The 21057-nt window shown below is 43.4% G+C and carries 21 protein-coding genes; 17 read left to right on the top strand and 4 right to left on the bottom strand.

The genetic code is table 11. The features are described from left to right. Positions 1-123: 123 nt before the first annotated feature. The 3 genes from rplU (at position 124) to cgtA (ending at position 2400) form a co-directional block, all read left to right on the top strand. The gene (gene rplU / locus ACN0VI_RS06420; RefSeq protein ID WP_417446177.1) at positions 124-717 is read left to right on the top strand and encodes a 50S ribosomal protein L21; all 594 of its coding nucleotides are present in this window, start codon (positions 124-126) and stop codon (positions 715-717) included. A gap of 3 nt (positions 718-720) precedes the next feature. Then, positions 721-975 (top strand): 50S ribosomal protein L27, encoded by a 255-nt coding sequence (gene rpmA, locus ACN0VI_RS06425; protein ID WP_331889592.1) that lies wholly within the window; start codon positions 721-723, stop codon positions 973-975. Positions 976-1095: 120 nt separating this feature from the next. Beyond that, entirely contained in the window at positions 1096-2400 is a 1305-nt protein-coding gene (gene cgtA / locus ACN0VI_RS06430; RefSeq protein ID WP_417446178.1) for an Obg family GTPase CgtA, read from the top strand. 52 nt (positions 2401-2452) lie between these two features. Here the strand turns inward: cgtA and ACN0VI_RS06435 are convergent, their stop codons facing one another. Both ACN0VI_RS06435 and ACN0VI_RS06440 read right to left on the bottom strand, forming a co-directional pair. Next, positions 2453-3001 (bottom strand): DsrE family protein, encoded by a 549-nt coding sequence (locus ACN0VI_RS06435; RefSeq protein WP_331889596.1) that lies wholly within the window; start codon positions 2999-3001, stop codon positions 2453-2455. A gap of 137 nt (positions 3002-3138) precedes the next feature. Further along, positions 3139-4485, bottom strand: a complete 1347-nt coding sequence (locus ACN0VI_RS06440) for a DUF1329 domain-containing protein (protein WP_417446179.1) — start codon at positions 4483-4485, stop codon at positions 3139-3141. Positions 4486-4736: 251 nt separating this feature from the next. Between ACN0VI_RS06440 and ACN0VI_RS06445 the strand changes: the two genes are divergently transcribed. Then, a complete protein-coding gene (locus ACN0VI_RS06445; RefSeq protein ID WP_417446180.1) occupies positions 4737-5177 on the top strand; it encodes a MarR family winged helix-turn-helix transcriptional regulator in 441 nt (146 codons plus the stop codon). A 164-nt stretch (positions 5178-5341) separates the two neighbouring features. Here ACN0VI_RS06445 and rpsT read toward each other — a convergent pair whose 3' ends face one another. Beyond that, positions 5342-5602, bottom strand: a complete 261-nt coding sequence (gene rpsT / locus ACN0VI_RS06450; RefSeq protein WP_015780686.1) for a 30S ribosomal protein S20 — start codon at positions 5600-5602, stop codon at positions 5342-5344. Positions 5603-5807: 205 nt separating this feature from the next. On the opposite strand from rpsT, the gene murJ reads away from it, so the two are divergent. Further along, positions 5808-7340, top strand: coding sequence for a murein biosynthesis integral membrane protein MurJ (gene murJ, locus ACN0VI_RS06455; protein ID WP_331889609.1), 1533 nt, complete (start codon positions 5808-5810; stop codon positions 7338-7340). Positions 7341-7404: 64 nt separating this feature from the next. Here the strand turns inward: murJ and ACN0VI_RS06460 are convergent, their stop codons facing one another. Then, positions 7405-7983 carry a hypothetical protein gene (locus tag ACN0VI_RS06460; protein ID WP_417446181.1) on the bottom strand — a complete coding sequence of 193 codons (579 nt, stop codon included), beginning with the start codon at positions 7981-7983 and terminating at the stop codon, positions 7405-7407. 188 nt (positions 7984-8171) lie between these two features. On the opposite strand from ACN0VI_RS06460, the gene ribF reads away from it, so the two are divergent. The 12 genes from ribF (at position 8172) to ACN0VI_RS06520 (ending at position 20989) form a co-directional block, all read left to right on the top strand. Beyond that, positions 8172-9113 carry a bifunctional riboflavin kinase/FAD synthetase gene (gene ribF / locus ACN0VI_RS06465; RefSeq protein ID WP_417446182.1) on the top strand — a complete coding sequence of 314 codons (942 nt, stop codon included), beginning with the start codon at positions 8172-8174 and terminating at the stop codon, positions 9111-9113. A gap of 58 nt (positions 9114-9171) precedes the next feature. Continuing rightward, positions 9172-11988: an isoleucine--tRNA ligase gene (ileS, locus tag ACN0VI_RS06470; RefSeq protein WP_417446183.1), complete on the top strand. Its 2817-nt coding sequence runs from the start codon at positions 9172-9174 to the stop codon at positions 11986-11988. Positions 11989-12002: 14 nt separating this feature from the next. Then, complete coding sequence (gene lspA / locus ACN0VI_RS06475) at positions 12003-12545, top strand: signal peptidase II (RefSeq protein WP_331889617.1); 543 nt, start codon at positions 12003-12005, stop codon at positions 12543-12545. Beyond that, a complete protein-coding gene (gene fkpB, locus ACN0VI_RS06480) occupies positions 12535-12972 on the top strand; it encodes an FKBP-type peptidyl-prolyl cis-trans isomerase (protein ID WP_331889619.1) in 438 nt (145 codons plus the stop codon). The genes lspA and fkpB overlap by 11 nt, the downstream gene beginning before the upstream one ends. Positions 12973-12975: 3 nt before the next feature. Then, positions 12976-13911 carry a 4-hydroxy-3-methylbut-2-enyl diphosphate reductase gene (gene ispH, locus ACN0VI_RS06485; RefSeq protein WP_331889622.1) on the top strand — a complete coding sequence of 312 codons (936 nt, stop codon included), beginning with the start codon at positions 12976-12978 and terminating at the stop codon, positions 13909-13911. A gap of 176 nt (positions 13912-14087) precedes the next feature. Then, a complete protein-coding gene (locus ACN0VI_RS06490; protein WP_417446184.1) occupies positions 14088-14564 on the top strand; it encodes a GspH/FimT family pseudopilin in 477 nt (158 codons plus the stop codon). Beyond that, on the top strand, positions 14564-15217 hold the full coding sequence (gene pilV, locus ACN0VI_RS06495) for a type IV pilus modification protein PilV (RefSeq protein ID WP_331889626.1): 654 nt from the start codon (positions 14564-14566) through the stop codon (positions 15215-15217). The genes ACN0VI_RS06490 and pilV overlap by 1 nt, the downstream gene beginning before the upstream one ends. Before the next feature lie 9 nt (positions 15218-15226). Next, positions 15227-15967 carry a PilW family protein gene (locus ACN0VI_RS06500; RefSeq protein WP_331889628.1) on the top strand — a complete coding sequence of 247 codons (741 nt, stop codon included), beginning with the start codon at positions 15227-15229 and terminating at the stop codon, positions 15965-15967. A gap of 1 nt (position 15968) precedes the next feature. Further along, positions 15969-16508, top strand: coding sequence for a PilX N-terminal domain-containing pilus assembly protein (locus ACN0VI_RS06505; protein ID WP_331889630.1), 540 nt, complete (start codon positions 15969-15971; stop codon positions 16506-16508). Positions 16509-16529: 21 nt separating this feature from the next. Then, positions 16530-19736, top strand: coding sequence for a pilus assembly protein (locus ACN0VI_RS06510; protein ID WP_417446185.1), 3207 nt, complete (start codon positions 16530-16532; stop codon positions 19734-19736). A gap of 3 nt (positions 19737-19739) precedes the next feature. Continuing rightward, positions 19740-20162, top strand: coding sequence for a type IV pilin protein (locus ACN0VI_RS06515; RefSeq protein WP_331889634.1), 423 nt, complete (start codon positions 19740-19742; stop codon positions 20160-20162). Between the two features lie 116 nt (positions 20163-20278). Beyond that, positions 20279-20989, top strand: coding sequence for an AAA family ATPase (locus ACN0VI_RS06520; protein WP_417446186.1), 711 nt, complete (start codon positions 20279-20281; stop codon positions 20987-20989). Positions 20990-21057: the final 68 nt, after the last annotated feature.

The raw sequence follows: 21057 nt of genomic DNA on the forward strand, positions 1-21057 counted from the left end.
CATCGGCTTTTCGCTTGATCCAATACGTGCTTTGGCTTACAATTCGCGCCCTTAATTCGTAATCGCATTGCATATTAACCTTGTCGTTGAGATATACGAGAGGGTCAAAACTGGAGAATAAATATGTACGCAGTAATAAAAAGTGGTGGCAAACAGCACCGCGTTAAAGAAGGCCAAGTTGTTCGCTTGGAGAAAATCGAAGCGGAAACTGGTGCTAACATCGACTTCAGTGAAGTATTGATGGTAGCAGATGGTGATAACATTCAACTTGGTACGCCTTTAGTAGAAGGTGCTGTAGTATCAGCAGAAGTTGTTGATCACGGTCGCGCTAAGAAAGTAACTATTCTTAAGTTCAAGCGTCGTAAACACCACATGAAGCGTCAAGGCCACCGTCAGTGGTATACTGAAGTTAAAATTAACGGTATCGCTCTAGATGGTGCTAAGCCAGCAGCTAAAAAAGCTCCTGCTAAAGCAGCGGCCAAGAAAGCTCCAGCTAAGAAAGCCGCTAAAGCTGAAGGTGACGATTTAAGTCAACTTTCAGGTGTAGGTCCAGTTATCGTTGGTAAATTAAACGACGCTGGTATCACTACATTTAAGCAAATCGCCGAATGGACAGCAGCAGATGTTGCTAAATTTGACGAAGAATTAAACTTTAAAGGCCGCATCGAACGTGAAAACTGGATCGAGCAGGCTAAAGAATTGGTAAAAGGAGAGTAAACGATGGCTCACAAGAAAGCTGGTGGTAGTACTCGTAACGGTCGCGATTCCGAAAGTAAACGCCTTGGTGTTAAACGCTTTGGCGGTGAAGAAGTAAGCGCAGGCAGCATTATTGTTCGTCAACGTGGTACTAAATTCCACGCTGGCAACGGTGTTGGTCTTGGTCGCGACCACACTTTGTTCGCAAAGGTTGACGGCAAAGTGAAATTCGAAGTTAAAGGTAAAAACAACCGTAAGTTTGTTTCTATCGACGCTTAATCGAATCAGATGAAGAAAAAGCCTCAGCCATCGCTGGGGTTTTTTTTTGCAAGCTGGGTTGTAAACTTAATTGTATAATAGGCAGATAGTCTAACAGGGTAACAGTGGCAGAATAGCGCAATGAAATTTGTTGATGAAGTATCCATAAAGGTGAAAGCAGGTGATGGCGGTAACGGCATTGTCAGTTTTCGTCGTGAGAAATACGTTGCACGTGGCGGCCCTGATGGCGGCGACGGTGGCAACGGCGGTAACGTCTATATTGTTGCTGATGCTGAGCTTAATACCTTGGTTGATTATCGCTTTGTGCGTTTTTATCAAGCGACACGAGGTGAGAACGGACAAGGACGTAATAAAACCGGCAGTAAAGGTGAAGAGCTTTACTTAAAAGCCCCTGTTGGAACACAAATTACTGACAAAGAGACCGGTGAGGTTGTTGGTGATCTGGTTCGTGATGGCCAGGCTGTGTTGGTGGCTAAAGGCGGATTCCATGGTCTTGGTAATACGCGTTTCAAAAGCTCAATTAACCGCGCGCCACGTAAGGCTACTCATGGCACTCCAGGCGAGTTTCGTGAACTGCGCCTTGAGCTGAAAGTATTAGCTGATGTGGGTCTGTTGGGTTTGCCTAATGCCGGTAAATCAACCTTCATTCGAGCTGTTTCATCAGCTAAACCTAAAGTCGCCGACTACCCGTTCACAACCCTGGTGCCTAACCTGGGTGTGGTTCGAGTGGATACCGAGTCGAGCTTTGTGGTTGCTGATATTCCTGGTGTGATTGAAGGGGCTGCGGAAGGTGCTGGGCTTGGTATTCGATTCTTGCGTCACCTTGCACGTACTCGAATTTTATTACACATCGTCGATTTGTTGCCATTTGATGAATCCGATCCGGTTAAGAATTTTAATGGGATTATGAATGAGCTGTATAAGTACAGTGAAAGTAAGGATATATCCTTAAAAGATAAGCCTGTCTGGTTAGTGTTCAATAAGACCGACTTGTTATCCGAAGAAGAGGTTGAGGCAAAAATTGCTGATATGCTCGAGCGCCTGGAGTGGGATGGACCTGTTTACCGTATGTCTGCTATCCAGAAAGAAGGCACTCGAAAAATCTGTAATGACATCATGGATTATCTGATTGAGCATCCTAAAATGCGTGAGTACGAAGCAGAGACTCAAGCTCAGTCCTTTAACTGGCCCGAGCCTGGTGCCATTGATGAAGTGCCACAGGAAGTCTGGGATGATCTTGATGACGGGTGGGACGAAGATGATGACGCAGAGAGTGATGAGAGCTTGGATGAAGAGCTTTCTGATGAGGAGCTTTCTGATGAGGAGCTTTCTGTTCAAGAACAGCTTGATGACGACGGCTCAGAAACTGATGAAGTTTCTGACGAAACTGAGCAGCCAGTTGAGCAAGAAAAAGATAAGCCCTAGAGTTTCCTCAACTTTAGAAATATTAAAAAGCGAGCTGTAAGCTCGCTTTTTTTTAAAACGGAATTAACTGGTAATCATCTTCCTGCAACAATACTGCCATTGTCATGGCTGATAATGCCAACTTCACGTCTGAAGACAGTTCACTTTTCTTAACATCATAAAAGGCAACTGACTGGCCGCAAACGTAAAACTCAACACCGTTTTCAGCTAGTCGGTGAATTAGATCTGTATTAGGATTTTTATAGCCATGCCGCTTGGCATAAGCTTCGTCGGTTAAGATATCTTTGACAGCCGAACCATGTAGCACCACCGCTAGCTTCATATTGTCAGGTTCGACGCCATTTCTGGCATGCATGTTTAAGAAGCGGGCAACCGACTCTATTTTTCGGTTGTATTGATCGTGCTTTTGGTTTGTTTCGCTGATATCAAACAGGGCTTTATATACAAAACCTTCCGGTAATGGGATATCGCTATCTTCTATGGCTGAGGCTGGTCCATAAGCTTCAAGAATGGGGCCCATTTCTATATCACTTTTTGCTTCGGATAGATTCACTGCAAGGGCGAGCAGGCTACTGGTGAGTACAAGACAGATTTTTTTCATATAAACCTCTATTGGGAATTTTTTGTGATGCTGATTTGAAACTATACTCAGCATAGCAATAAGTGGCAAAAAAAAGCCACTCTTACGAGTGGCTGCAACACAGGTGGGATAAACCAGGGGATGTGTAAAACCTGACATTAACGACCTTCGCGTCTCAGTGCTGAGGCTGTGAACTTGCTGTAGTTAAGCTCGGTTCCGAAGTCATACATGCTTTCTTTGTTATCTAGACCAAATGCGATATAGCGTTTGGCTTTGAGATCATGGAGCACATCTAATGTGCTCCAAAGGACTGGGACTTCGTAATAGTTGATGGCATGTGCTTCGCCTACGCGCCATAGCTGGCCATTTTCATCATAGTGATCAACTAGCAACGCCTGCCAGCTGTCTTCATCAAGGTAGAATGTTCTGCGGCTATAGATGTTCTGTTCAGTTTCTTTAAGAGTTGCTTCGACTACCCAGACACGGTGTAGCTCATAACGTGCCAGATCTTGATTAATATGACCGGGGCGAATGATGTCGTCATAGTTTAATTGGTCACTATGTAATTTATAGGCATTGTAGGGAACATAAATTTCTTTCTTACCCTTTAATTCCCAGTTGTACCTATCAGGAGAGCCGCTGAACATGTCAAAGTTATCAACGGTAGACAACCCATCTGAAGCCAGAGCGGGAGCATCATAGGCTACCGTAGGCGTTCGGCTTGCGCGGCGACGGCCTGGATCATAGCGCCAGGCGCGACGAGGATCTTCAACCTGATTGGAGGTCTCATGAACTAATAAAACCTGACCTGCCAGGTTAGAAGGTGCTGTGATGCGCTGCTTATAGAGGAATAGCAGGTTATCTTTTTCAGGGTTTTCCTGTACATAATATTGTAAGGATTCCTGTTCAAACTTAACTGGCGAATAGCTGCCGTCTTGTTGTGGCGTTACCTGAATGTATTCACGAGTAATATATTCGCCACGATAACGGGTTAAGTGGTTCCAGATTGCTTCTAATCCATTATTAGGGATCGGAAAGGGGGCGCCAACTTTGGCATTAACCAGACCAGCACCATCCTGGGTAAGTTCTGCTCGTGTCGCATTTTGAATACTATAGTCATAGACCTTTTGTGGGAATGAAGCGGTTCTATGAGTAGGATAGATCTTGATTTTATAATCAGGGTATTGATTGATCATGGCAATCTGTCCTGCCGTCAGCTTGTCTGAGTAGCGTTGAACATTGCTTTGATCGATGATTAGCAGTGCTTTCTCATCAGCAAAAGGATCTTTATGGTGTTCGCCCGGTTCATAATCCTGGGGAACTTGTTGGATTCCACCTGTCCAGGCTGGAATAGTGCCGTCTGCACTGCCTGCCAACTCAGCACCAATTGGACTGAGGGTATTGCCTAAAGCTTGTGCTTCATCGGCTGTAACTTTGGCCTGGATTGCAGAAAGTGGAAGAATGCTAAGGGTTGTAACAATCGCGGATAGAAAGACCTTTCTCATCAAAATGCCTCAAGAAGGTTCTGAAAATGTGGCGCAATTCTACTCATCCGACCAATAAAGTCAATAACTGGTCATACCTCATAGAGGGAAACTAATAGGGGGCTGCAGTAAGTCCCTGATATTGCATGCTTGAGGCTGCAGAATTTTCATTCTGATAGGCATCTTCTATCTATTTTTTGGATAGCTTATTGAAATAGGTAGCTAAGACGAATATATTTAACCAATGTTAATATTTAACCATGGCAAGACAAATGTCTGATTCCAGAAGCAATCATACGGAAGTCGCTGAAATGTTGCATAGTGTAGCCATTCATCTACTTAGAAATGCCAAAAAGCATGATCAGGAAAGCGGTTTAACTGCCGAAAGGCTCTCTTTGCTGTCTATTCTTATCTATGTTGGGCCGCAGACCATAAACAGTCTGGCTGAAATGGAGCAGGTATCAGCACCGGCAATCACTCGAACCGTAAAGAGTCTTGAAAAGCAGGGCTATGTGATTAAGTCCCGCTCAAAGACTGATCAAAGAGTTGTCTATGTTGCACCAACCCGTAAAAGTCAGCAGTTATTGGAAGAAACGCGGCGCAAGAGATTACAGAGAATAGAGCATTTGTTAGAGGGAGCAGCTGAAGAGGATTTAAAGCAGTTGAAGGCGGCGATGACCATACTGGAAAAGCAAATAGTGAATAATGGCTAATAAAAAAAACATTATGGGTATTGGATGGAAGTGATTGCTGTTTGTGGATAATTTACACGGCAACAAAAAAAGCTGCGACTCAAAAGAGAAGCAGCTTTTATAATTCTTACTGTCTAGCGACTGGTTGTATTAACTTAAATAACCAGCTCTAGTAACCCGGGCAATTATAGAGCCTGGATACGTGCGGTAAGGCGGCTCTTATGACGAGCAGCTTTATTTTTGTGGATAATGCCTTTGTTAGCGGCTTTATCAATCACAGGGATAGCACGCTCGAAAGCAGCTTGCGCGTCAGTTTTGTTGCCTGCATCAATAGCATAAACAACTTTTTTAATGTAGCTGCGCAACATAGAGCGGCGGCTAGCGTTGTGCTGGCGACGAGCTTCAGCTTGACGAGCACGTTTTTTGGCAGATTTAATGTTAGCCAAGGTGAACTCCTAACAACGTAATAGTTAATTCAAAATTTAAGGTCGCGAAATATACCGTCTTTGCACGTCCTTATCAAGTAAAAACCACCAAAAACGGCAGAATTCTGGCAATTTGGAGGCTTTTAAAGCGATTGTCTGGTCGCAGGTCTAATTATCACTTAAACTTGCGCCAATTTCTACAACAAACAACAGATTAGGGGAATCGATGGGTGGCTTACTAAAATCAAGTACCATCGTCAGTTTTTGGACTATGATCTCGCGTGTTATGGGCTTAGTGCGCGACGTGGTTCTGGCAAACCTTTTAGGCGCTTCATTTCAGGCGGATGTGTTTCTGGTGGCGCAAAAAATCCCTAACTTTTTACGTCGGTTGTTTGGTGAGGGTGCTTTCGCGACCGCGTTTGTACCTGTATTTTCCGAGTATTATTCCAACCGAAGCCAAAAAGAAACGGTGCAACTGTTAAGCAAGGTTTCGGGCACTTTGGGTGGTGTTCTGGCGATCGTCACCATTGTTGGTGTGCTGGGTTCACAAGGTGTTATCGCTATCTTTGGTATCGGTTTCCTTGATGAGCCGGAAAAGTTTAACCTGGCCAGTGACCTGTTGAAGATCACTTTCCCTTATATCTTCTTTATCTCATTGGTTGCGATGTACAGTTCGGTACTTAACACGCTAAATAAGTTTGCTGTACCTGCCTTTGCGCCTATTTTACTCAATCTTTCAATTATCGCGGCTGCTATAGTCTATGCCCCGACAATGGAAGAGCCAACGGTAGCTCTGGCCTGGGCTATCTTTATTGCTGGCGCTTTGCAGTTGTTTCTGCACTTTCCATTCCTGTGGAAAGCAGGCTATTTGCCTAAACCACAATGGGCCTGGAAAGATACTGCGGTGCAACGCATCATCAAATTGATGATTCCAGTGATTTTCGGCGCATCAGTGAGCCAAATTAACCTGCTTATCGATACTCAGATTGCTTCTTTGCTGGTTGAAGGCAGTATTTCCTGGCTGTATTACTCTGATCGTTTGCTCGAGTTTCCTTTGGGTATTTTCGGCATTGCCATTGCTACGGTATTGTTGCCTACCTTATCCAAGTTCTTCTCTAAGAAAGATATGGAGCATTATTCAGGGACGCTGGACTGGGGCTTGCGGATGGTGCTTATGATTGGTATTCCTGCAGCGATAGGACTCTTCTGGCTTGCCGAACCGATCATGATAACCGTATTCCAGCACGGCGCTTTCACTGATTATGATTCCTTTAAAGCAGGACAGAGTTTGCAGGCCTATTCTTCAGGCCTGATAGCTTTCATGATGGTTAAAGTGTTTCTTACTGGATTCTACTCGCGCCAGGACACTAAAACGCCAGTGAAAATTGCGGTTGTGGCGGTGGTTACTAATATTGTGTTGAACCTTGCCTTGTTTAAGCCTTTTGGTCATGTGGGGTTAGCGGCGGCAACCAGCGTTTCAGCTTTCGTCAATGCTATCTTGTTGTATCACTTCTTGAGTAAAGATAACCACTTAAAGCTTTCCAGAGAAAGTAAGCTGTGGATAGGCAAGTTGGTTGTGGCCAGTAGCTTACTGTTGTTAGGGCTTTGGTATACGGACTTTAGCATTGAGCAGTGGCAGGCCTGGTCACGAATGGAAGCCATTGGCATGATCAGTATTATTATTACTGCAACCATCGCAGCTTACGTGGTTCTGTTAGTCATATTAGGACTCAGGCGCAAAGACTTCAGGATAGGCTGATATGCGCCTTACACTAAAAAGGGAAGCCGTTGCTTCCCTTTTTTTGTAGTGTTGTAGTCTCGGATTACTGTTCTTCAACCAGCTTTAAAACTGCTTTATATCTTGGCTCTTGATGACGCTCTAAATAATAGGTCATTTCCTGAGTATCTGGATTGTATTCCAGCATCCAGACATTGCTTTGCGCAGCTGGAATCAACTCGGCAGTATAGTCATCAGCATGGAAAAACTGTTTGTACTGGGTCGGCTTTTCACCTTTATAAGGCGCGGAATAACCACCGTAAAGCGTTTCTTCATCAGGTGTCCCATCTTCATGACGGTGGTCGTGGCGCAATCTCAAGCCACTGCCAGTTTTGTAGATGAGCCATGTTCTGGACTTGTCTTCACCAACCTGAAAAGGAATAGAGACGTAGCGGGGGCCACAGCCATCAATCGTGGCAACCAGTTGTTTGCCAGCAAAGTCATGGCTGGGATCATCAGGATAGGTTGACTCACCAATAAACTTACTTCCACACATACGGGCAAGGTTATCAAAGAAGGCTGCCTCTTCATCGGTTAAGTCATAATCTGGCGAGAAAAAGCAGGCGCAGCTGGTCAGCAATAGACTAGAAGCTATCAGACTGGTGATTATTAGTTGGTTTTTCATAAGGTTACCGAATTGTTGTATCATTCTATGGAATACTCATATCTTGGCAGTTTCTTGAGTTCGATTCAATTCCGATGAAAATTAGCTAATTTATTGAAAGGTGGTTAATTCCTGACCCATAGTCCGCTATAATTGCCCGCTTTGATTAGCTCGGCATCAATGTCTGTCGCCTGGAGAACATTGCGTTCATGCGCTTAATTCGTGGTCTATACAGTTGTCCGCCTAACCTGTTTGCTCAGGGGAGCGTGGCAACCATTGGTAATTTTGATGGTGTCCATTTGGGCCATCAGGCGATCATCGAACGATTAACGAGCAAGGCCAAAGCTCTATCAGTGCCCAGTGTCGTTATTGTTTTTGAGCCACACCCGCAAGAGTTCTTCCGTCCTAGTGCTGCACCAGCGCGTTTGTTTAAGCTGACGGATAAACTACAGGCATTAAAAGATATGGGTGTGGATTACGTGCTATGTTTACGCTTTAATCAAGAGCTGGCAGAACTCAGCGCGGAAGATTTTATTCGTCGTGTGCTGGTAGAGACTTTACGGGTTAAGTACTTGTTTATCGGTGATGACTTTAAATTTGGTTATCAGCGACAGGGTGACTTTGCTTTGTTGAAGCAGGCCGGTCACTTTCCAGTTGAAGCCAATCAGACGGTTGTGCAAGAGATTGATGATAGTGATGTACGTATTAGCAGTAGTCTAGTGCGACAGGCTATAGCGGATAGTGATTTTGCACGAGCTGAAAAGTTGTTAGGCCGTCCTTATCGATTTCGTGGACGTGTGGCGCATGGCGACAAACAAGGACGAACCATTGGCATTCCAACCGCCAACATTGCCTTAAAGCGTGTCAAAAGCCCATTGCAGGGCGTTTACGCGGTTAAGGTCTTAGGTGTCGGCGACAAGGTCGTGAATGGCGTTGCTAACGTTGGTAAGAAACCCACGTTGAATGAGCGCGAAGAACGGTTAGAAGTACATTTATTAGATTTTAATAGTGATGTTTACGGACAACACCTAACGATTGAGCCGATTATGAAAATTCGTGACGAACAGAAGTTCAATGGTAAAGATGAGTTGATTGAACAAATTAACCGAGATATTGAAAAAGCGAGAGCGCTTTTTAACAACCAGCTTTAATCTTATTAGCAAAGCATTAATTTAATTTCACATTACATAAAACAGAGTAGTAGCTTAAATGAGCGATTATAAAGACACATTAAACCTACCGAAAACACGTTTTGAAATGCGTGGAAATTTGCCACAGCGCGAGCCAAAAATGTTGGCTGAATGGAGCAAGAATGATCTTTACGGTGAAATTCGTAAAGCGCGCGCTGGCCGTGAGCAATTTATTTTGCACGATGGCCCTCCATACGCGAATGGCAATATTCATATTGGTCACTCTGTGAATAAAATTCTTAAAGACATTGTTGTTAAAAGTAAAACCTTGAGCGGTTTCGACAGCCCTTATGTACCGGGCTGGGACTGTCATGGTTTGCCGATTGAAAATAATGTCGAGAAAAAAGTCGGTAAAGCCGGAGCTAAAGTCACTCATGCAGAATTTCGTCAGAAATGCCGTGACTATGCGGCGAAACAGGTTGACGGTCAGAAAGCTGACTTCATTCGCCTTGGTGTCTTGGGTGAGTGGGACAACCCGTATTTGACCATGGACTTTAAATTTGAAGCCAATATTGTTCGCGCTTTATCAAAATTGGTGCGTAATGGCCATTTGCATAAAGGCGAAAAGCCAGTGTATTGGAGTGTGGTCGGTGGTTCATCTTTGGCAGAAGCTGAAGTTGAGTATCAGGATAAAACTTCGTTCTCGATTTATGTGAATTACCCAGTCAGCGATGAACAAAAATTTTTACAGACGTTTGATTTCTCCGGCGAACAGGGCGAAGGTGAAGTATCTGTTGTGATCTGGACCACAACGCCTTGGACACTACCTTCGAGTCAGGCTGTTACTATCCACGAAGATTTGGAGTATGTACTAGTACAGGTCGATCGTGAAGGTAAAAAACAGCGTTTTGTTCTGGCCAATGAGTTGGTTGAGAGCGTGATGAAAGAAGCTGAAATTGAACATTATTCAGTGTTGGCTTCTACCAAAGGTTCCAAGCTTGAAAACTTGGAGCTTAACCATCCATTCTACGATAAAAAAGTACCAGTGATTATCGGTGAGCATGTCACCACTGATGCTGGTACGGGCCTTGTCCATACCGCCCCAGATCACGGTCCTGATGACTTTGTGGTGGGTAAGAAGTATGGCATAGGCTTATTAAACTATGTGATGGCCAATGGTGTTTTCTCTGATGACACGCCAGTCTTTGCCGGACAGCATGTTTACAAAGTGGATCAGCCGGTGGTTGATCATTTGATCGAAAAAGGTTGCTTGTTACATCATGATAAAATCCGTCACAGCTATCCACATTGCTGGCGTACTAAAACACCATTGATTTATCGCGCCACTCCTCAGTGGTTTATTTCAATGAGCCAAAATGGTTTGCAGGCGCAGGCCATGGAAGAAATCAAAAAAGTGAAGTGGGTTCCAGAGTGGGGCGAAGCTCGCATTGAAAGCATGGTCGGCACGCGTCCTGATTGGTGTATTTCACGCCAGCGTACCTGGGGCGTACCATTATGTTTGTTCATTGATAAGCAGACCGGCGAACCGCATCCAGAGTCGGCTGACATAATGGAAAAAGTGTCGGTTTATATCGAAGAGAAGGGTATTCAGGCCTGGTACGACTTAGATGCTTCGGAGTTTGTCGATGCTGACAAGTACGAAAAAATTGATGACACTTTGGACGTCTGGTTTGATTCCGGTGTGACGCACTATTGTGTGCTTGAATCGCGTGATTATTTGCGTCAGCCGGCAGATTTATATCTAGAAGGTTCTGATCAGCATCGTGGCTGGTTCCAGTCTTCGTTGCTTACAGCAACTGGCATGTATGGTCATGCGCCTTATAAGCAATGTCTGACGCACGGTTTCGTAGTCGATGGTAAAGGCGAGAAAATGTCCAAGTCCAAAGGCAACGTGATGGCACCTAATGATGTCATCAACAAGCTGGGCGCTGATGTGTTGCGTCTTTGGGTTTCGTCGGCTGACTACCGTGGCGAGATGGCGGTTTCCGAAGAAATCTTAAAACGTACTGGCGATACCTACCGTCGCCTGCGTAATACTTCTCGTTTCTTATTATCAAATCTTGAAGGTTTCGAACCTGCAAAAGATTTGGTGGCTAAAGATGATTTATTGCCATTGGATCGTTGGGCGGTTGATTGTGCATACCAAGCACAACAGGAAATCATTAAGGCCTATGACGAATATAACTTCTGGTTAGTGGCGCAAAAAATTCATCACTTCTGCTCGATTGATATGGGCAGTTTCTATCTGGATATTATTAAGGATCGTCAATACACAGCAAAAACAGATTCGCGTGCACAGCGTTCTTGTCAAACAGCTCTGTATCATATTATCGAAGGGTTAGTACGCTGGATGGCACCTGTGTTGAGTTTCACTGCCAACGAAATCTGGCCGCTCTTACCTGAGCCAGCTGAAGGCAAGCGCGAATCCAATGTATTCATCGCTGAGTGGTATGAAGGCTTATTCGCGATGGAGCAAGCTAAGATTACTCAAGCTGACTGGGCGCTTATTTCACAAGTTAAAGATGAAGTGAACCGTGCGCTAGAAAATAAGCGTAAGGACGGCGCTATTGGTGGTTCATTAGCTGCTGAAGTGACGCTCTATGCCAATGATGAACTCTATGCTGTTCTGTCGAAACTGGAAGATGAGTTACGTTTTGTATTCATAACTTCACAGGCTCGTCTGGAGAAAGCAGAGGGCGGTGAAGCAACAGAAATGAAAGGTTTGCAGTTGAGTATTACCAAATCTGAAGCAGAGAAGTGCGAACGCTGTTGGCATCATCGTCATGATGTGGGTGAGAATCCGGAGCATCCGACTATCTGTATCCGTTGCGTTGAAAACGTGGTGGGTGATGGCGAAATTCGTCATTACGCTTAAGGGCATTAAATACTATGAAAAGATTGCCATTTAAACAGTCAGGTTTGGTCTGGTTGTGGTTGACCGTGGTTTTATTGATTATCGATCAGGCTACCAAGATTTGGGCTAACTTGGCATTAGCTCCGGTTCATGGCGGACCGATCATTGAGGTGATGCCGCATTTTAATTTAAATCTTGCTTATAATTACGGCGCTGCGTTCAGCTTTCTTGGAGATGCTGGGGGCTGGCAACGCTGGTTCTTTACTGCGGTGGCGATTGGTATCAGCTTACTCTTGTTGTTCTGGATGTGGTGTACTGAATCCAATAAGAAGTTGTCAAATGTTGGTATGGCGCTAATCCTAAGTGGCGCATTTGGTAATTTAATTGACCGCATGGCTTATGGTTATGTGATTGATTTTATTGACTGGTATGTATCCATAGATGGTTACCATTGGCCAACCTTTAATATTGCTGATAGCGTTATTCTAATAGGTGTAGGGCTTCTCTTGATTGACTCTTTTGTTAATCCTGAGCAAAAGAGTCAATCTAAAAAGGCGAGAAAAGTTAATGAAAATTGAAGCAAATTCAAAGGCTTTAGTGCATTTTAATATTTTGCTTAAGGATGGCTCAGCAGCGGACAGTACACGCGTGGATGGGAAGCCGGTGTGGTTTATTTTTGGCGATGGCAGTTTGACCGATAAGCTCGAAGCAAAATTGCTTGGCGCTGAAAAAGGTGACACTCGCGAGCTTGATATTCATGGCTCAGAATTTTTTGGTCCCGCTAGCCCAGATAATGTTCATTTTATGGATATTAACCAGTTTCCAGTTGATTTAAAATTGGAAGAAGGCTCTATTATTGCTTTTGAGCAAATGGGCGGCGGCGCCATTCCTGGCATGGTTCGAGAAGTAAAAGGCCACTCGGTTAAGGTAGATTTCAACCATCCCTTAGCTGACCAGGATATTATTGTAGAAATTGAAGTTGTCGATATTCGACACCAGGAATAAAAGATGGATATTGTTTTAGCTAATCCTCGTGGTTTTTGTGCTGGTGTAGACCGCGCCATTGAGATCGTTAACCGTGCCATTGAGATTTTCGGTGCGCCAATTTACGTCAAGCATGAAGTGGTGCATAACAAGTTTGTGGTGGATGGCCTGCGTGAAAAAGGCGCTGTATTTATCGAAGACTTGAATGATGTCCCTGAAAATGCCACTTTGATTTTTAGTGCGCACGGGGTTTCTCAACAGGTTCGCCATGAAGCTAAAGAAAGGAATTTGAAGGTGTTTGATGCCACCTGTCCTTTAGTAACTAAGGTACACATGGAAGTTGCGCGCCATAGCCGTCGCAACGAAGAATGTGTTTTGATTGGTCATAAAGGACACCCCGAAGTTGAAGGCACTATGGGGCAATACGATAACTCAGTGGCTGGCATCTACCTGGTTGAAGATGAGCAGGATGTGGCTGAGCTTCAAGTCAAAAATCCAGATGCATTTTTCTACGTCACTCAAACCACCTTGTCAGTTGACGACACCCAACGATTAGTGCGTGCTTTGAAGGAGAAATTCCCGAATATTCAAGGCCCTAAAAAGGACGATATCTGTTATGCCACACAAAACAGACAGGATGCGGTGAAGCAATTGGCCGCAGAATGTGACCTGATTTTAGTGGTCGGTGCGCAGAACAGCTCTAACTCCAGCCGCTTGCAAGAATTAGCTGAAAACCAAGGTTGCCGCTCCTATCTGATTAATAACGCTAAGGAAATTAACCCTGAATGGCTGGCTGGTGTCAACAAAGTAGGGGTTACCGCCGGTGCTTCAGCGCCTGAGATATTAGTTCAGGATGTGATCTGCTATCTTGAGTCACAAGGTGGCTCGACTGCACTGGAATCCGATGGAGTGGAAGAGAATATCGTATTTGTACTGCCAGCAGAACTAAGAGTAGAGTAAGAGCGATCAAGATTCTTAAGCCTCTGATTATTATCACTTTCCTTCATAAACTCTTTACTAAAAGCCGATAAACTCACCGTTTGTCGGCAAATCCCTACCGTCTATCAAATAAAGTGTGCTTCTATATTTTTAATTAGGTATAAAGTATATGTCGACAGAATTTAGGTAGGTGGCCAATGATACAACCAAAAAATACGGGACTAACTCTGATTGAACTGATGGTTACAATTGCTGTTCTGGGAATTGTCTCAGCCATAGCTGCGCCATCTTTTAGCAATTTGATTAGCAGTAATCGTCTTACAGGCTTAGCAAACGAACTCAATGCTTCGTTTACTTCTGCTCGAGCTGAAGCTATCAAAATGAAAACTGATGTAACCGTTGCCCCGATTGGCGGAAGCTGGGCAGGAGGTTGGATAGTTACTTATGTAGATAGCGGTGCGACTGTAGAGTTATTGAAGCAAGACCCAATTAATAAAGCGGTTACTCTTGGTACTGGTTCCTCTACGGGGTCGGCTGTATTCAATGCAAGTGGTTACAGTGTTGGCAACCATCTTGGAGCCAATGGTGTTGTATTTTGCGGTGCAGACAAAAACGGCAGGAAGGTTGATGTGTTACCTTCCGGTACAACGGTCGTTGAAAGGGTGGAGTGTTAATGATGAGTTTACAAAATCAAAAGTACATTCAAGGCCTGACTCTAATCGAGGTGATTATCACTGTGTTGGTGGTAGCTATTGGAATGCTGGGTATGGCAGCTTTACAGGTCAAAACCCTTACTTCTACTCAAGAAAGCTATGCCCGCTCGCAGGCTGTTGCTCTTCTAGAAGATGCTAGTGGACGGATCCGTGCAAACCGTGAATTTTTTGCTACAGACCCAGCTTCGAGCCCTGCAGTTGATGCAGATGGCAATCCGATTGATCTGGCAAATCCCTATACAAATAATCTTACTTCTGGTTCTTTTTACCAGTGGTGTGAAGTGACTGGTGCACCGTATGAGCCGATTGGTACCTGTACTGGAGCCTGCTCCGCGAGAGACTTGGCTATGGCTGATATAGATTTAGTCTGCTCTGGGTTGAACGATACGGGTATTCAAGGGGCTCAAATTGGCGTCGCTTGCACTGATAGAGATGTTGGCGATAGCGATAATTGTAGCAGCGGCTCAAAACTTACTCTATATGTTGCTTGGCCTCAAATTGAAAGAGAGGACTCGGGCGACAAACAGATAACGGGTACTAGATGTCAATCAGATATACCAACAGACTTGGTTGGTGATGGTCATTCATGTGTCATTATAGAGTTAATACCGTAGGGGTTGATTGTGATTAAGAATACAAGAGCAAGACATCAAAGTGGTTTCACTCTGGTTGAGTTGATGGTGGGTATGTTACTGGGATTAATCCTGATAGCCGGCATATTTACTGTTTATATATCAACTAAAAAAACAAATAACACAACCGAAGGTGTCATCACTGCGCAAAGCGGGGCCCAGCTGGCTATAAACTTTATGAAAGAAGATATAGCTCGCACAGGTTGGGTTAATAACTCCTCATTGAGTTATTCGCTATCAAGCCCACTAACAGCCGATTATGCCGCACTTGATGGTGGGATCGCTTCTGATACGCTCAAAGTTCATTACGAATCATGCGACGCCTCATCACCTTTAAATGAGTGTGATGCTAATGGTCTTGATGTCGCAGATTGTAATGGGGTTGCGGTAGCTCCAGGAGCGATAATTACTAATGTTTATGCTTTGAATGCTGATAATGAGTTAACGTGTAATGGACAACCTCTTATCAACAATGTTACTGATTTTCAGGTGCTCTATGGTGAACTCACTCCTTCAGGACTTCAGTATGTTACTGCTAATAATATTAGCGACAGTTCTAAGATTCACAGCATTCGTTTTGGCATTTTAGTAACTTCTGACAATGACACTTCAGACTCTAATATCTCTAGAGCCGTAAATTTGTTAGATCAAACGATAAACCTTAACGATAAAAAGCTTCATCTGAAGTATGAATCTACTGTAGTTGTTTATAATCGACCACATGGTATTTAATATGAAATTGAAAAATGAGTCTGGATTTTCGCTACTTATAGCACTAATTATTTTGATGGCTCTAACCATAGTTGGTTTAGCTATTATGCGCTCAGCTGTCTTATCCGAAAAGCAGGCAGCAAACATCCAAGAAAAGTCCGTATCATTCCATGGAGCGCAAAGTTCCAACAATGGTGTGATTGAAAGCTATCGTTATAACCCTAATTTACTTGCTGAAACTTTAGATGCTCCCGATCAAACGATAGATACATGTGTTGATTCTGCGGGTAATGTATCCAGAGATTGTGGCACGCTTCCTACCATTGATAATGTAGGAGGAGTATTAAAAGGAATTACTGAAACACGTTATAAGCAATGCTTAACAGCGATGAAGTGTACTGGTAACTCTTCCGGTATGACTAGCTCGAACCCTATAGGCTGTAATGTCTTTCAACATATGGGTACAGGCTGGGTTGATATTGATGGTGATGGCGTTGAGGATGCAAATGAAGCAAAAACTCAAATTGAGCAGTGGTCGTTTTTAGTTGCGGCTTGTTCGTAAGGTTAATTGTAGGAGATTGTTGTGAAAACATTTAAACAGAAAATTCAAAGTGCTGGCGTGTCGTTAGTAGTCGCTTTGGTGATTGGCTTTGGAGTAACGACAACTTCTCAAAAAGCTTATGCTGATGATACTGAGATTTTCTTTGGCGAAGCTAAAACGGCGAACTTAATGTTGGTTCTTGATGAGTCAGGCTCAATGTCTTTTGCTGCCGACGGTTCAGAAGAGGTAACCGAGGGAGAGGTTATAGTAGACTCATGGGCTCAAAGAAACAAAATTACTATTGACCAGGCTAGAAGCTTATTACCTGATCCTGCGGGTAACCCCAAAGCACGGTTTCCTACACTGCAAGTGGAGCTTGATGCGTGTCTTAATTGGTCTTGGGGATGGTGTGCAGAATGGGGCAAGAAATGGGTTAATTACACCCCTTACAAGACCCAGAATGAGTTAAAAAACTGGGGAGTTGATGTCACAGAACGTCTAGACGGTGGTTATAACTACCGTTGGGTGTACTTAGATAATCGAATGACTCGCCTGAAGGAAGCTCTTTATATTTTCTTAACTTCGGAAACGACTAAAGATAACAACCAGATTGGTATGATGTCATATTCAGGCACTAGAAGTCCTAATGTTGTCCTGCTACAGGAGATTCGTGTTCTAGATAAAATGACGTCTGGCTTGACGCATAGAGAGCATTTAATTAACTCCATTCATGATTTAAACCCAAGTTTTGGTACACCGACAGCAGACGGATATTATTCCGCAACTCAGTACATGGGGGGAGCTTATACACAAAATGGGCAACCCGTACCTTCACCTATCTTAGAAGGTGCGTGTGGTTACAATAGTTCTATCGTGTTATTGACTGATGGACTTCCTACTGAATTTGATGATGGTGTTCACAGTGACTACGACAAGGTTATTGATTTCTGTGATGAGTCTGTTGATGCTAGCGACCAAACAGATACTAATAACGGTAAACAGTGTATTGAAAAACTATCTGCTCATTACTTTGTTAACGATATCAAGAGTAATTTCCCGGGTTCTACCGTTCAAACATCTACAGTTGCTTTTGCATTACAAGATGAAGTTGCAACCAATTTTCTGAAAAGAACAGCTTCTACAGTTAATGGAACTCATTTGTTCTTTGCGCCAACCGATGTTGATTCGTTAGTACGTTCATTTGATGAGTCATTAAATGCTGTTCAAGATACAACGTCATTTGTAGCACCAAGTATTCCACTTAGTCAGTTCAACCGCTTGCGTCATAGCAACAATCTTTACATGGGCATGTTTAAGCCATCGGCGAATGAAACTTGGTTTGGTAATCTTAAGAAATATCAGCTCGAAAAAGGCATCATTGTTGACAAAGATGGCACGCAAGCAGTTGATGCAGAAACAGGTACTTTTATTGAGGAGTCAAAAAGTTTCTGGGGAGATGTTGCTGATGGCAACATCATTGAAAAAGGCGGTGCGCTTCCACATATCACCGTTGGAGAAAATGCTAAAGTTTATACTAACTTAAACACTGATGAATTAAACCTCATTACTGAAGAGTTTATAACAACATATATAGCTGCTAATGCTACAGAGCCAGACTTCCAGGATCGATTATTTGGATCTGATACTACTAGTTCATTCCCCGACTTGACTCCGGAACAGTTAAACAAGTATTACACCTGGATTCGTGAACGTGTGACTTCTCTAGATGGTGTAGCGATAAACCGTTTTGGTGATATCCTTCATTCAAAACCTGAAATTCTTGAGTATGATGTCGATACCTCAACAGCATTTGTTGCTACCAACCAGGGTTATGTTCACGCGATTGATATTAATACTGGTCAAGAGCGCTGGGCTTTTTTCCCTAGACAAATGATGAAGAAGGTTCCAACTTGGATCACTAATTCTGTTGTAGACTATGATAATGAAACTCGTGAGTATGGCTTGGATGGTACTATCAGTGTGCATAGTGAAGAAGTAAACGGAGTGAAGAAACACTATCTATACTTTGGTCAACGCCGTGGCGGTAATTATGTCTTTGGTTTGGACGTCACTAACCCAACCGCTCCTAAGATGTTATTCACTGTGGGCGATGAGTTTGAATTCACAAAGGCCGAGCTTGATTATCAGAATGAAAAACGCACAGTGATTCCGAATCTTGGTCAAAGCTGGTTAAAACCAGTAGTGCTTAAGATGCACTCTGGTAATGCTGAGGGTTTCGAAAAGAGATTAATATTGGCTGGCGGTTACGATACTTATTATGATGACCGTGCAAATCCAATAAATCCTGCTGATAATGTTATTAAAGGTGATGGAATATATGATATTCCTTACCTGGGCTCAGCATCTGACACGGACTATAGTGTTATTGCAGAAGAAAGTGTTATAGACAATAGCTTTGCTGGTGATTTAACATTTATTGATATTGATAATGATCAGATTGTTGATCATATATATGCAGCAGATGTTGCTGGTAAAATCTATCGTGTTGACTTCACAAAAGAGTCAACAACCAGAAATGTCGAGCTATTTGCTAACGTTCAGACAGAAGCTGCTGATGGACCGTATCGGTTTTATAGCAAGCCTGACGTAGCTTTTGCGACTTATTCAGGCAAAAGTTTCGCCGTAGTTACCCTTGGTTCAGGACATCGAGCTAATCCAAAAGCGGAAGCTACGCAAGATCGATACTATGCATTTTATGATTTCGAAATAACCAAAGTAGAAGAGTCTGGTGATGTTGATCCAATAACTCCAAGTTCGTTATTAGATGTAACAACAGCCACTATCGACCCAGAAACAAACGAAACAGCGTTTGCAGATGTGTCTGATATCTTTAAAGAGGGTGAAGAGAAGAAAGGCTGGTATTTCGATTTACAACCAAAAGAGAAGGTTTTATCATCTTCTACGACCCTAGACTTCACAACTCTATTTACAACTTACATACCAGGCCCCCCAGGTTGTGGCGTAACATCAGGTGTGAACAGGTTGTACGGAGTCAATTTATTAGATGGTAAACCAAGTGTTGGTGGGTTCGAAGTAGGTGATGTCGCAGACATGCAGGATCGCTACACTAACGTAAAATATGTTGGTATTGCTCCAGGGGCGACTGCGCTTTTCCCCGAAGATGAGACTTTTGCATTATTGGTTGGTACACAAACAGTTTGTACTGGTGATGATTGTGACTTCTTCACACCAAATGTACGCACTATCAAATGGAAACAACAAGAGTAGGTTATGAAAAAAAATACTAGAGGCTTTACATTATTGGAGCTAATGATTGTTGTCGCCGTCATAGGTATTATAGCGGCGATAGCACTTCCTTCTTATACTCGTTATGTTATTCGAACGAAGCGAACGGATGCTATGGGTGTAATGCTGTCCGCAACCCAATCGATTGAAAGGTATAAGGCAAACAATAACTTTAGTTATGCTGGTGTAGAAGGTGCGAATGTCATTCCTACTCAGGTTCCGACAGATGGGGGAGATGCATATTACACAATTGCTTTTCAGGGCACTCCGACAAACAATAGCTACACACTGATAGCTACTCCCACCGGTAGTCAGCCTGCATCAGATGGCACATTGACTATTGATCAGAATGGCCGAAAAACATGGAATGGGAATAACTGTTGGCCAGAATCTGGTGATAGTTGTTAGTTATATATAAAGCTGCTTCGGCAGCTTTTTTCTTTTTTTAACTTCGGTAAAAGCGACTAGAATCAATAACCTGCCTCATGTAGAATGCCTTATACGTCACAGAGCTTGAGGTGGACATGCGTGCAAAAATAATTAGTTTTGTTCAGATGAAAGGTGGGGCAGGTAAAACCACTCTATGTGCCAATATTGCCTCTACCTTATCCGATAAAAGTAAAGTTTTGATGATCGATACTGATCATCCGCAAAGCTCACTCGAAACCTGGTATCGAGTTCGAGATGAACAATATCTGATTGAGAATATGGATATTGTTTCCGCTAAGAATCTCTCTCATCTGCAGAAGCAGGTTCGAGAAAATACTGACCTATACGACTATATCCTTATTGATGGTCATCCTAGAATCACCAATCTTACTCGTGCAGTGGTATTGCTGTCTGATCTTGCTCTCGTTCCGTTAAGTCCGTCACCAATAGAGGTTTGGTCTACCAAGCACTTGGCTGAAATCGTTGATGAAGCTAAGAAAATGAATCCCAATCTTGAAGCACGTATTTGCTGGAACCGTTATCGTGTTCGCACTAACTCTGCTGACAATGTTGTGTCTAACGCCAAGCAGGAGCTGGCTATGGATGACTTTCCAACCAAACTAGGTAACCGTGTTGCTTATCTAGACTCGTTTGCTGAAGGGCTTACAGTGGCTGAATGGCATGATCCAGCAGCAAAGCTGGAGATTTGGTCGTTAACTTCTAATATTGAGCGTCTGGCTTCACAATTACCTAAGTCACGCCTCAAGACAGAAGCTCAAGTTGATAAATTTGCGAAAGGTAAGTAGTTGTTTTGATACTCTTTAATTATATAGATAATAAAACAGTTGACCCTATAAAGAAGATGGTTTAGATT

The sequence above is a fragment of the Kangiella sp. genome (genome assembly GCF_048265365.1).
Lineage (GTDB): Bacteria > Pseudomonadota > Gammaproteobacteria > Enterobacterales > Kangiellaceae > Kangiella.

What these genes read in the sequence shown, in the direction of transcription:
- rplU (WP_417446177.1), top strand. Translation starts at nt 124, where the DNA reads ATGTACGCAGTAATAAAAAGTGGTGGCAAACAGCACCGCGTTAAAGAA.
- rpmA (WP_331889592.1), top strand. Translation starts at nt 721, where the DNA reads ATGGCTCACAAGAAAGCTGGTGGTAGTACTCGTAACGGTCGCGATTCC.
- cgtA (WP_417446178.1), top strand. Translation starts at nt 1,096, where the DNA reads ATGAAATTTGTTGATGAAGTATCCATAAAGGTGAAAGCAGGTGATGGC.
- ACN0VI_RS06435 (WP_331889596.1), bottom strand. Translation starts at nt 3,001, where the DNA reads ATGAAAAAAATCTGTCTTGTACTCACCAGTAGCCTGCTCGCCCTTGCA.
- ACN0VI_RS06440 (WP_417446179.1), bottom strand. Translation starts at nt 4,485, where the DNA reads ATGAGAAAGGTCTTTCTATCCGCGATTGTTACAACCCTTAGCATTCTT.
- ACN0VI_RS06445 (WP_417446180.1), top strand. Translation starts at nt 4,737, where the DNA reads ATGTCTGATTCCAGAAGCAATCATACGGAAGTCGCTGAAATGTTGCAT.
- murJ (WP_331889609.1), top strand. Translation starts at nt 5,808, where the DNA reads ATGGGTGGCTTACTAAAATCAAGTACCATCGTCAGTTTTTGGACTATG.
- ACN0VI_RS06460 (WP_417446181.1), bottom strand. Translation starts at nt 7,983, where the DNA reads ATGAAAAACCAACTAATAATCACCAGTCTGATAGCTTCTAGTCTATTG.
- ribF (WP_417446182.1), top strand. Translation starts at nt 8,172, where the DNA reads ATGCGCTTAATTCGTGGTCTATACAGTTGTCCGCCTAACCTGTTTGCT.
- ileS (WP_417446183.1), top strand. Translation starts at nt 9,172, where the DNA reads ATGAGCGATTATAAAGACACATTAAACCTACCGAAAACACGTTTTGAA.
- lspA (WP_331889617.1), top strand. Translation starts at nt 12,003, where the DNA reads ATGAAAAGATTGCCATTTAAACAGTCAGGTTTGGTCTGGTTGTGGTTG.
- fkpB (WP_331889619.1), top strand. Translation starts at nt 12,535, where the DNA reads ATGAAAATTGAAGCAAATTCAAAGGCTTTAGTGCATTTTAATATTTTG.
- ispH (WP_331889622.1), top strand. Translation starts at nt 12,976, where the DNA reads ATGGATATTGTTTTAGCTAATCCTCGTGGTTTTTGTGCTGGTGTAGAC.
- ACN0VI_RS06490 (WP_417446184.1), top strand. Translation starts at nt 14,088, where the DNA reads ATGATACAACCAAAAAATACGGGACTAACTCTGATTGAACTGATGGTT.
- pilV (WP_331889626.1), top strand. Translation starts at nt 14,564, where the DNA reads ATGATGAGTTTACAAAATCAAAAGTACATTCAAGGCCTGACTCTAATC.
- ACN0VI_RS06505 (WP_331889630.1), top strand. Translation starts at nt 15,969, where the DNA reads ATGAAATTGAAAAATGAGTCTGGATTTTCGCTACTTATAGCACTAATT.
- ACN0VI_RS06515 (WP_331889634.1), top strand. Translation starts at nt 19,740, where the DNA reads ATGAAAAAAAATACTAGAGGCTTTACATTATTGGAGCTAATGATTGTT.
- ACN0VI_RS06520 (WP_417446186.1), top strand. Translation starts at nt 20,279, where the DNA reads ATGCGTGCAAAAATAATTAGTTTTGTTCAGATGAAAGGTGGGGCAGGT.